The sequence below is a fragment of the Microcoleus vaginatus FACHB-2002 genome, assembly GCF_040004035.1.
In the GTDB taxonomy this organism is placed as follows: Bacteria; Cyanobacteriota; Cyanobacteriia; order Cyanobacteriales; family Microcoleaceae; genus Microcoleus; species Microcoleus vaginatus_C.
Map to the genome: position 1 here is coordinate 12,251 of NZ_JAMPLN010000039.1, position 11,445 is coordinate 23,695.

The following is an 11,445-nucleotide window of genomic DNA, read 5'->3' on the forward strand; positions in this document are numbered from 1 at the left end:
TGAGTAGAGCTTTTGGCAGAAGACATTAGTTAGATGGTGCTGCGTCAGCATCAGATTTAGGGAAGTGCTTGCTCAAGAGCATCCAGTTCAGCCCCTAAATGGGCTAATCTAGCCTCTTCATCCAAAAGCTGCTGTTCCAGTTGAAACTTAATTGCTGTCGCAGTTTCGATCGCAAAGTCCGTCCGCATCCGTTTTACCTTCTCACTCCGTAAGTTCCACTCACCTTGCAAGGCATCTCGTTTCTGTTCCATTCGTCGTCGTTGTCCAGAATTTAGGCTAGTTGGTGCAGGAGTAAACTCAGGAGAAGGCGACTCCCCGGCTAGAAACTTACTGCCGCCTGCATAGTAGCAGAGGGGGAAGTTATCACCCAAGCCTAAAACCTTATTAACGAAGGGATGTTGAGGACCCGATGCTCGCTTAGGTACTTGGTCAAATAGGTAAATCAGGACATCAAGGATGCGAGCATAACCATCCTTATTGACGGCTGCCTTGCCTTGTAGTGCTTCCAGTAGACAAGCAGTAAAAGCACTGTAAGGATTACCTGTATAGGAATACTCGTTTTCTCTTGATGAAGCAACTACTACCCTACCACTGCCTGAGCCCAATACATTCAACAGGTCAGGTGGCACTGGCGACTTGGTAAAACTTTTATCAACTTCCTTCAGTGCAGGAACACCTCCAGCGTGACAGCAATCTAGGAGAACAACGAGCTTACGAGCTTTAATCGCCTCAATCTTCTCAGTAAACTCTCTGCCTGATATAGCTGTATCTGCTATTCGGCTCCTGTTAAAGTCAGAGGGTACTAGAAAATACTCAGACGATCCATCTAAACCCTTGATTGAGCCTCCATGACCGGAGTAATACACAATTACAGTCGCCTCCGGATTCTGACTCACTCGTTCAATCAGCCGATCGAATGCAGCAAGAATGTGCTGCCGAGTAGCAGAAGTTTCGGTGAGGAGGGCAACTTGTTCTGTTGAGTAAGCAGCGTGACTGGGGTCAATCAGCAGATTATATATAGCAGTAGCATCTTTGACGGTGACGGGTAGATCGACACCGATGCCCACAAGCAATGCGTAGCCGTTGGAGAAGGTTTGATTAGTCACGCTTTGTTTTGGTCAACTTATTTAGGACTTACGCACCATTGACAGAATTTTAGCTATTTTAGCATTCATAGATATTCGTCGCTACAAATTCACTATTTCCTCTGCGACCTATTATTTATACTAATCATTATTTCCCATCCAATCTCGGCACTCCCTCCAAAAAAGAGCCGCTCAACATTAATTCAGTCATCCTATCTAGTTTACCGCTGACTTGCAATTTTTTATCTGTTTGAAAGCGCTCTATATCTGCTTTTAAATTGCCGCTATTATAGCCTAATTTACTCAAATAGTCAATAGCTTGTTTGTCACTTAATAAGATACCCGCTAACAGAAAACTATTCTGTTTTGCGGCCGGAAGTCTTAGACAGGTCGGATGGCAATTCTATTGCTCAAAAAAATGCTTCTTTTATTGAGAAATTACTTGATTTTGATGCGGTAATTATTGCCGGACAAGCCAAAAGTCACTGCGTTGCTTGGACAATTGATGATTTGCTGACTGAAATTTTGGCGCGAGATCCGAATTTGGCAAAGAAGGTTTATTTGCTGGAAGATTGCACTTCGCCTGTGGTTGTTCCGGGTGTTGTTGATTTTACCGAACAAGCAGATGCAGCTTTTCAAAAATTTGCGGCTGCGGGAATGAATATTGTTCAATCTACTGAGTTAATTTTGGGCGATTAAAGACGTTTGTTTTCTGTTGGGTTTTCAGTGCAAAAAAAGTATACATTATGAACCCTAGGCGGTAATTTTTGTTTGCTTGGCACTCGGCTGTGATCGCATTTAACTGATTAGTTATGATATCATGTCCGGTAAATCACTTACGATAGAAGCGTAGTTAAGGAGTTTCCCGATGACTGAAAACGAAATTTATAGTGTTGTTCTGTTTCGGGATGCGAGTGTGCGAGCAATTTTAAAACTCTCTGTGGCGATCGCCACGACTCTTTTGAGCACAGTTGTAACTGCCACCCAAGCCTACGCAGTTCCCGTAACCTACGATTTCACCATCACTGTTACCAAAGGCGGGTTAGCGGGCAATTCATTCAACGGTTCTTTCAGCTACGATGATGCAAAATTGAAGGGAACGGGAGTGGAAGAATTGGGAATTAGTGAGGGATTAAGGGCCTGCCTAAATTACCTGGGACGTACTTATCGCGAAACCGATGATACCAGTTATCCTACCTTTCCCACACTCAGATTTGAGGATGGCAAGATCACGCAACTAAACTTTTGGATTCAGCCGAATCAGCGAGTTAATTGGTGGAATTTACCTGGATGGGAAGTCAAGCTGTCTGAGCCTAAAAGGAGCGATTCAACTGTTCCCAATTGTCAAAAACGGTGAGGGGTGGCCAAGGTGCGATCGACCCTAAAAATAGGGTGTTGCATAATTGCGGGATGGTTTTGATGGTTTTTTTGGCAGGGACTCTCGTACCTCGAAAGCCTGTATTTTCACAGCAGGCGGGACGCCTAATACTCCCCACAAGCATCCTCCTCAAATTCTGCAACGCCAAAAATAGAGGAGGAATTAGATGCAAGTGCCTACGGTTATATGGGTAATTTCATGCAGCCATGCTACGAAGGTGCGATCGTCGCTCATCTGCTGGGGCGATCAAATATTTGCGATCGCTATGAACGAATGACTCAAAGATTGTTAAAAAAAAACGCATGATTCCTATTTTATGTCGGTCAAGAGTGCCTCTGCGCTTGATGATTTCCCATAACTATTTCCCATCCAATCGGGGAACTCCTTCCAAAAAACTGCCGCTCAACATTAACTCAGTCATTCGGTCTAATTTGCCGCTGATTTTTAATTTTTTGTCTTTTTGAAAGCGCTCAATATCTGCTTGCAAATTACCCGAATTATATCCTAATTTACTCAAATAGTCAATAGCTTGCTGATTGCTTAACAAGATATCCGCAGACCGGAAAATTGGCACGTATTGATCGCGAGAAACCTGAGCAAAAGTTGCCCTATCTAAATAGAAAATCCTGCCCCGTGCGGGGTCTGCAATGGCAGCTACACTGTCATTCATTCCCAGCAAAGCGACCGCGTGGGGTAGCTTCCGAGGGCCGTCAAACAGCCAAAATGCTAGCACTCCGGGGCGATTAATTTGCTGAATTTGCTCCCAAGTTGGCGTAAGTTCGATCGCATTTACGCCCAAAGCTCTTGCTGCCACAATTAACTGCGGCATGGAAGTTCCCAAGCGACTTGTACCGGCAAAACGCGCTACACTCGATTCCGTCGCGTCGATTCCCCAACGCCTTAACACTGTTGCTAGCGCCGCCGGCGCACAACTGCTGTTAGATGTTTGCCGAAATACACCGTTTGGCTGCAAATTATCTATTAAATCAGCGTAAATTGGCGCCATAAAATAGTTTTCAGCGCCTGTAAATCCTCCCAATCCCAACAAGCAAATTAAAATTACTGCGATTACTTGGGATCGTGCTGTCAACCAACTTATACTAAAGCCAATACCGCAGACTCCCATCAACATCACTCGTAGCAAAGTCCAAGTAACCCGCATCCCGTGAAAGCGCCACTCGATCGGCAAAACAGGCATTTGAGGCATATTTAGAGCCAGTAGCAGCAAAGCAATATAAAAACCCAAAAACAGCAGGGCGATCGAATTTCTGCCCTTAAACAAATCATTAGCCGTTACTCCAGAGCGAACTAGCACTCGCCCGAACCGCATTCCCCAGACAAAGAGTACCGAACCCAGCACCAGCGTCACTACTATTTCCATGAACTCAAAATTTTGTTGCTTAACTACGTTGTAACATTTATGCGATCGACTTGAACCCCAATCAATAGTGGGAAAGAAGAAGAGTGGGGGAGAGAATTTGACGATGTTTGGGTTTCATTCCTGAATTTCCTGCTACAATCGAATAAACAGGATTTATCCAAAATCGAAGCAGGCAAAACAACCATCAATCCTCAAGACTTTGACCTGCATAGCTTGCTCGATATTAAGTTTTTTCAGGTTTTTCTTGATGAGTCTGAGTCAATGGTTGAGAATGAGATAATTCCGCTACCTAACCCAACAGGAGATATTGCCATGTTTGCCAACTTAAAGCTGAGAAACCGGAGGCGACTAGGATATGCAGTTCCCATTGCTTTGAAGGGAATTAATTTGTTTGTTTTTTCAAGATAGGAAAATTTTAAGATGATTAACTTCAAAGCCCCCAAATTAAGAGAGCGTATTCTGTGGGGATATTCCCTACCGATTTTGCTTTCAGTTGGAGCAGCTAGTTTGGTTTTCTTTAATGCTAAAGAAGTCGAAGACAAAGCCAAACTGCTCAATAATTCTAATGCTGTTGTTATAGCATTGAAAGCTCAACAGCTAGGATTTGCAGGTATGCAAAAAGCTGCTCGTGGGTATTTTTTGGCAAAAGATAGTGCTTTCTTAACTGAATACAATGAAGAGGCAAACAGCTTTGACAAAGCCTATCAGGATTTACTTGAGCGGGCAAAAAATCCGCAACAGCGCCAGCGGCTAGATGAAATGAAGGTATTAAAAAATCAGATAGACCAAGGCTATAAACAAGCCTTTTCTTTGGTCGATCAAGGTAAGCGAGACGATGGAGTTAACTTATGGAAGACACAAATTGTACCAAAGCTTCGTCAGGTTGATGCTATAGCTAAGGAGTTTCAAAGCACCGAGGAAGGAATTTTAATTAACAAAGAAAAAGAGCAAATTCAAGCTTTGCAGTTCCTGACTACAGTGGTGATTTTAAGCACTGCTTTAGCTGCACTTACGGCAATTGTGATCGCTTTGTGGATTGCTTCAGGTATTGCAAAAAGCATGAATCAGTCGGTCAATATGATTGTTAGTTCTTCCACAGAGATTGCTGCCACAGTTGAACAACAGGAACGCACAGCCGCACAGCAATCGAGCTCTGTAAATCAAACTACAATCACAATGGATGAATTGGGCGCTGCCTCCCAACAATCAGCCCAGCAAGCCCAAGCGGGTGCGGAATCGGCACGGCAAGCTTTACAGATCACTCAAAAGGGAACCCTAGCAGTGGAGCAAACCCTAGAATCGATGATAATATTGAAAGAAAATGTCGGGGCAATGGCGACACAAATTATGCGATTGAGCGAACAAACCCATCAGATTGGCAATATCTCTACTGATGTCACAGATTTAGCAAATCAAACAAATATGCTGGCACTGAATGCCTCAGTAGAAGCAGTCCGGGCGGGTGAAAACGCCAAAGGTTTTACTGTCATAGCCACAGAAATCCGCAAACTAGCAGACCAAAGTAAGAAATCAGCCGAGAAAATTAACCGCCTAGTCGATGATATTAAGAATGCGATAAATTCCACAGTAACGGTGACAAAGGAAGGTACTAAAACAGTAGAAGAAGGAACCAAAATCAGTCAAGAAACAGCAGCAGCTTTCTCGGAAGTAGCAAATGCTGTTAACAATGTGGTATTGAACAATCAACAAATTTCTCTAACTGCTCAACAACAAGCAGTTGCTATTAAACAAGTAGTGGATGCGATGAACAGCCTCAACCTAGCAGCAAAAGAAACCGCTAGTGGTATTACTCAAACCAAAGTAGGCACTCAACAATTGAACGATGCAGCCCAAAATCTCAATTCAATTGTCTAAAGGGTGCTCAGTGTTTTGGGCTAGCAGACGAGCAATTGATAGCATTGAGTCATGAATTGAACTCGCAGCCATCCCAACTTGTCAAACAGTCGGCATCCAAGTCAAAGTGTTCGCAGGCGAGTGCATCGCGAAAGCCAGGGCGATCGAATTTCTGCCCTTAAACAAATCCTCTTGTGTAACGGACGATCGAACTAACACCCGCCCAAACCGAATTCCCCAGACAAAGAGTACCGAACCCAGCACCAGCGTCACTACTATTTCCATGAACTCAAAATTTTGTTGCTTAACTACGTTGTAACATTTATGCGATCGACTTGAACTCCAATCCATAGTGGGAGATAAGAAGAGTGGGGGGAGAGAATTTGACGATGTTTGGGTTGCATACCTCAATTTCTCGCTACAATCGAATAAACATGATTTATCCAAAATCGAAGCACCCAAAACAACCCTTAATCCTCAAGGCTTGACCTGCATCGCTTGCTCGACATTAAGTAGGGTCAGATTTTTGTTGATGAGTCTGAGTCAATGGTTGAGTTAGTAAAGCAAGGAAAGCAAAAAAAGCGCTGGAAGTTTTTCCCACGAAAAAACTGGCATTAATTATGAATAACTATTAGGGATTAAATAACTACTGGGGTGAAAACCATCAGCAAATTATTGACGCTGCATCTTCCCCCACAAAAATCAACAACGAATTAAGGAGTAGAAAGTGAAATGTGGCAAAATATTATTCGACTTAGTAAAGTAGTTCCGCTGGGCTTCGGCTCCATTTTTTTGTTAATGATTAGCATCGGATTTGCCACTAAATTGAGTATGGATAAGTTAGCCGAAGCTATTGAGTGGCAAACGCACACTTATGTAGTCCAGACAAATTTGCAAGCCCTAGAAAAAACTTTATTGGATGCTGAAACAGGACAGCGAGGGTTTATATTCGCTGGAAAGGAAGAATTTTTAGAACCTTACAAAAAGGGGACAGTCGCTTTTTATAAAACAGTAAATGAGACAAAAAAATTAGTAAAAGATATCCCTAAACAAGTTAAAACTTTGGAGGAAGTTGAAAATTTGGGTCAGCAAAAACTCGATGAATTAGCGGAAACTATATCCCTGAAAAGGGCTGGTAAAGAAGCAGAGCTAAGAGCATTGGTGATTTCAGGTAAAGGCAGGATGTTAATGGATGAAATTAGGGATAAGCTGGCAGAAATGCTTACGGTAGAAGATGATTTACTGGTTCAACGAACAAAATTAGCAAAACAGTCGGAGCAATTAGCGACGATTGTTTCTATAGGAGGTACGGTTGTTGCTGTAGTATTGGGTTCATTTATTGTATTATTTATTTTTGCTAAAATTATCCGGCCAATCAATCAGGTAGCAAATACGATCGCCAGTTCTTCCACAGAGATTGCTGCCACAGTTGAACAACAGGAACGCACAGCCGCACAGCAATCGAGCTCTGTAAATCAAACTACAATCACAATGGATGAATTGGGCGCTGCCTCCCAACAATCAGCCCAGCAAGCCCAAGCGGGTGCGGAATCTGCACGGCAAGCTTTACAGATCACTCAAAAGGGAACCCTAGCAGTGGAGCAAACCCTAGAATCGATGATAATATTGAAAGAAAATGTCGGGGCAATGGCGACACAAATTATGCGATTGAGCGAACAAACCCATCAGATTGGCAATATCTCTACTGATGTCACAGATTTAGCAAATCAAACAAATATGCTGGCACTGAATGCCTCAGTAGAAGCAGTCCGGGCGGGTAAAAACGCCAAAGGTTTTACTGTCATAGCCACAGAAATTCGCAAACTAGCAGACCAAAGTAAGAAATCAGCCGAGAAAATTAACCGCCTAGTCGATGATATCAAGAATGCGATAAATTCCACAGTAACGGTGACAAAGGAAGGTACTAAAACAGTAGAAGAAGGAACCAAAATCAGTCAAGAAACAGCAGCAGCTTTCTCGGAAGTAGCAAATGCTGTTAACAATGTGGTATTGAACAATCAACAAATTTCTCTAACTGCTCAACAACAAGCAGTTGCTATTAAACAAGTAGTGGATGCGATGAACAGCCTCAACCTAGCAGCAAAAGAAACCGCTAGTGGTATTACTCAAACCAAAGTAGGCACTCAACAATTGAACGATGCAGCCCAAAATCTCAATTCAATTGTCTAAAGGGTGCTCAGTGTTTTGGGCTAGCAGACGAGCAATTGATAGCATTGAGTCATGAATTGAACTCGCAGCCATCCCAACTTGTCAAACAGTCGGCATCCAAGTCAAAGTGTTCGCAGGCGAGTGCATCGCGAAAGCCAGGGCGATCGAATTTCTGCCCTTAAACAAATCCTCTTGTGTAACGGACGATCGAACTAACACCCGCCCAAACCGACTTTCTTCAACCAAACCTAAAGTTTGCAAAATGTCAAGAGACTCGATCGACTTTTTCCCACCTTAGCTACGAAGTCGCAAACAAGATTTAGCGCCGCAAATAATTTCCCAAATCTCTTGCCACAAACGGCCACATCCGTTGTAATATAGATATAAGTCACAGCCCGTTAAAGTAATCAACAAACAATTAAGCCGCTCAATATATTCACGCTCCAACGAGCGATGAGTTGTATTGAGCGTGCCTATTAAGGAGCGATCGAAGCTCCCAAGACACCCCAAATATTCAGGAAGAATCATGCCATCAAGATCCGCCAACGATGTAGACGTAGCAGAGCAATATTGGCACTACCTAGAAATATCCAAGGTTGCAACAATCTTAGAAACCAACCTGGAAAGCGGTTTAGAACCGACAGAAGCCAACCATCGCCAACAGAAATTCGGGCCCAACGAACTAACGGTTAAAGCAGCGAAACCAGCCTGGTTAAAATTTATCCTGCAATTTAACCAACCCCTCCTGATCATCTTGCTGAGTGCAGGTTTAATCAAAGCAGTGATCGGAGAATGGCTAAACGCTAGCGTAATTTGGGGCGTAACAACCACCAACGCTACTATTAGTTTCATCCAAGAAGCTGGAGCAGAGAAAAAAATTGAAGCCCTAGCCCAAGCTGTCACCACCGAAGCCACAGTCATTCGGGGCGGCAAAAAATTAAGAATTCCCTCCAAAGAACTCGTTGTCGGCGACTTAGTAATCCTGACTTCCGGCGACAAAGTACCGGCAGACTTGCGCTTAGTGAAAGTGCGCGACTTGCAAATCGACGAATCGGGACTCACTGGGGAATCTGTTGCTGTCGAAAAAGAATTAGGACAGTCTGGAGACATAGTTCTGCCAAAAGAAACGCCACTAGCAGAACGGGATAACATGGCCTATGCCGGCAGTTTTGTCACTTTTGGCCAAGCTAGCGGCATCGTAATTGCGATCGCCAATAAAACCGAAACCGGCAAAATCTCCCAACTATTAGATCGGCACCTCGATCTCACCACCCCCTTAACCCGCAAATTCAACCAATTCAGTCAAAACTGGCTGTTATTCGTGTTGGGAATGGCAACCTTGACCTTCGCAGTCAGATTGGGGCGGCCAGTTCCTGCGGGAGTTTCAGCGTTTAAAGAAGCAGTCGAACCCGCAGTCGCCCTGATTGTCGGCGCAATTCCCGAAGGCTTACCCGCCGTCATCACCGTCACCCTAGCCGTAGGCGTTTCCCGGATGGCAAATCGCCACGCGATCGTCCGCAAATTGCCCGCAGTCGAAACCCTCGGCGGCGCTACAGTCATCTGTTCCGACAAAACCGGAACTTTGACGGAAAACCAAATGACGGTGCAAGAAATCTATTCGGGCGGCAAATCCTACTCAGTTACGGGTACGGGATACAGCCCCGAAGGTGAAATTCAACTCAACCAACTGCCAATTACTGTCAGCCAAGCTCCAACTTTGCAAGAATGTTTGCAAGCCGGACTCCTTTGCAACGACTCTCACTTGGAATTTAAAGATGATGATTGGATAGTCGTCGGAGATCCGACAGAAGGAGCGTTAATTGCTGCAGGCAAAAAAGCTGATTTGAGTCAGCAAGCTTTGTCCAAGTCAATGCAGCGCCTGGATTCAATTCCCTTTGAATCTCAGTTTCAATACATGGCGACGCTGCACCGAACTCCCAGTGGCAAAATTTTGTACGTCAAAGGTTCCGTAGAATCAATTCTCGGCCGCTGCGGTTCCAGTCTGGATACCCAAGGAAATCCGTTACCAGTCGATCGCGAACAAATCCACTATCAAGTCGATGAAATGGCAAAGCAAGGCTTGCGCGTCTTGGCTTTAGCGAAAAAGCCAGTACCCGAAGACCAAAATTCCGTCGATCACTCGGATTTGGAGTCAGGGCTGGTTTTCTTGGGACTGCAAGGCATGATTGACCCGCCGCGGGCAGAAGCGATCGCAGCCGTCCAAGCTTGTCAAACCGCCGGCATCCAAGTCAAAATGATTACCGGCGACCACATCGCTACAGCTAAGGCGATCGCCCGCCGCATGGGATTCCGCAAAACTAAACACCACAGAGAACTTGTAGCCTACACCGGCGCTCAACTCGCCTCGATGAGCAAGCAGGAACTCGGCGAAGCCGTAGAAGCCGGCTCAGTTTTTGCCCGCGTCGCCCCAGAACAAAAACTCCGCCTTGTAGAAGCTTTGCAACATCAAGGCGAAATCGTGGCGATGACGGGAGACGGCGTTAACGACGCGCCAGCCCTCAAACAAGCGGATATCGGGATTGCGATGGGCAGCGGTACTGAGGTTTCTAAGGAAGCCGCCGACATGATTCTTACTGATGATAACTTTGCGTCGATCGAATCTGCTGTCGAAGAAGGGCGATCTGTTTACAAAAATCTGCTCAAAGCAATCAGCTTCATTCTCCCAGTCAACGGCGGAGAATCGATGACAATTTTGCTCAGCACCCTCCTCGGTCGAGAATTGCCGATTTTGTCGCTACAAATTCTCTGGCTGAATATGCTCAACTCGATCACCATGACTGTGCCGCTTGCTTTCGAGCCCAAGTCACCGGGAGTCATGAAACAGCAGCCCCGACCGGTAAACGAACCTTTCCTCACGGGAAATCGAATCAAGCGGATCATCGCTATTTCTCTTTACAACTGGACTCTGATTTTCGGAATGTTTGAATGGGTACGCCAAGCGGAGTGGGGAACTTTGGAACTGGCCCGCACGATGGCGATTCAAGCTTTGGTAATGGGGAGAATTTTTTACCTGTTGAGTCTCAGCCAGTTGTTGCCTTCTTTGGTTGCTAAGTTTAGCGGTTCTAAGGAAGAAGTTAGCGGCGCTCCCGCCCTCGGTGTGGGAATTGTCCTGGCGGTGATTTTGCAGATCATCTTTGCTAATTCTCCGTTTGTCAATCGCATATTTGAGACGGCTCCAATGAATCTGGATCAGTGGCTGATTTGCTTCGGTGTCGCGCTACCGATGATCGGTGTTGCTCTCTGGGTCAACCGCTTTGACCCGCCCAACTAATCGAACTTGTAGGTACTGCGATCGATTAGTAATTTCGGGTGTTCAGAAACCCGGTTTCCTGAAGAAACCGGGTTTCTCTGTTTTACAGAAATCGAACCTAAAAGCCCACGTCATATCATATCCGGTAAATCACTTACGATTAAGCGCCAATTCTAGTCCACCAATGAAAACCCGTTAACCCTTTGAAAACAGCAGTTTCATAAAACCTCAATTATTTCTGTATAATCCACTACAATTAACCCTTAAAAAACTAGAAATGTATTAAAAAAGCAAATGTGCGCTTGTA

9 protein-coding genes and 1 pseudogene are annotated in these 11,445 nt (G+C 44.8%); 5 read left to right on the plus strand and 5 right to left on the minus strand.

Annotated features, from left to right (window positions below; all coding sequences use genetic code 11):
* Positions 1-56: 56 nt before the first annotated feature.
* Both NDI35_RS24550 and NDI35_RS24555 read right to left on the minus strand, forming a co-directional pair.
* Complete coding sequence (locus NDI35_RS24550; protein ID WP_445314993.1) at positions 57-1,106, minus strand: caspase family protein; 1,050 nt, start codon at positions 1,104-1,106, stop codon at positions 57-59.
* A gap of 127 nt (positions 1,107-1,233) precedes the next feature.
* Positions 1,234-1,392 (minus strand): hypothetical protein, encoded by a 159-nt coding sequence (locus tag NDI35_RS24555; RefSeq protein ID WP_445314994.1) that lies wholly within the window; start codon positions 1,390-1,392, stop codon positions 1,234-1,236.
* A 32-nt stretch (positions 1,393-1,424) separates the two neighbouring features.
* On the opposite strand from NDI35_RS24555, the pseudogene NDI35_RS24560 reads away from it, so the two are divergent.
* Positions 1,425-1,784: pseudogene (locus tag NDI35_RS24560) on the plus strand (cysteine hydrolase family protein); the annotation flags it as partial.
* A 169-nt stretch (positions 1,785-1,953) separates the two neighbouring features.
* Positions 1,954-2,442 carry a hypothetical protein gene (locus tag NDI35_RS24565; RefSeq protein WP_445314995.1) on the plus strand — a complete coding sequence of 163 codons (489 nt, stop codon included), beginning with the start codon at positions 1,954-1,956 and terminating at the stop codon, positions 2,440-2,442.
* A gap of 379 nt (positions 2,443-2,821) precedes the next feature.
* On the opposite strand, the gene NDI35_RS24570 is transcribed toward NDI35_RS24565, so the two are convergent.
* Positions 2,822-3,844, minus strand: a complete 1,023-nt coding sequence (locus NDI35_RS24570) for a cysteine peptidase family C39 domain-containing protein (RefSeq protein WP_445314996.1) — start codon at positions 3,842-3,844, stop codon at positions 2,822-2,824.
* Between the two features lie 420 nt (positions 3,845-4,264).
* On the opposite strand from NDI35_RS24570, the gene NDI35_RS24575 reads away from it, so the two are divergent.
* Complete coding sequence (locus NDI35_RS24575) at positions 4,265-5,719, plus strand: methyl-accepting chemotaxis protein (RefSeq protein WP_445314997.1); 1,455 nt, start codon at positions 4,265-4,267, stop codon at positions 5,717-5,719.
* Positions 5,720-5,800: 81 nt separating this feature from the next.
* Here NDI35_RS24575 and NDI35_RS24580 read toward each other — a convergent pair whose 3' ends face one another.
* A complete protein-coding gene (locus tag NDI35_RS24580; protein WP_445314998.1) occupies positions 5,801-6,049 on the minus strand; it encodes a hypothetical protein in 249 nt (82 codons plus the stop codon).
* 381 nt (positions 6,050-6,430) lie between these two features.
* Between NDI35_RS24580 and NDI35_RS24585 the strand changes: the two genes are divergently transcribed.
* Positions 6,431-7,888, plus strand: a complete 1,458-nt coding sequence (locus NDI35_RS24585; protein ID WP_445314999.1) for a CHASE3 domain-containing protein — start codon at positions 6,431-6,433, stop codon at positions 7,886-7,888.
* 81 nt (positions 7,889-7,969) lie between these two features.
* Here the strand turns inward: NDI35_RS24585 and NDI35_RS24590 are convergent, their stop codons facing one another.
* Positions 7,970-8,128 carry a hypothetical protein gene (locus tag NDI35_RS24590; protein WP_445315000.1) on the minus strand — a complete coding sequence of 53 codons (159 nt, stop codon included), beginning with the start codon at positions 8,126-8,128 and terminating at the stop codon, positions 7,970-7,972.
* A gap of 265 nt (positions 8,129-8,393) precedes the next feature.
* Between NDI35_RS24590 and NDI35_RS24595 the strand changes: the two genes are divergently transcribed.
* A complete protein-coding gene (locus NDI35_RS24595; protein ID WP_445315001.1) occupies positions 8,394-11,159 on the plus strand; it encodes an HAD-IC family P-type ATPase in 2,766 nt (921 codons plus the stop codon).
* Positions 11,160-11,445 lie beyond the last annotated feature (286 nt).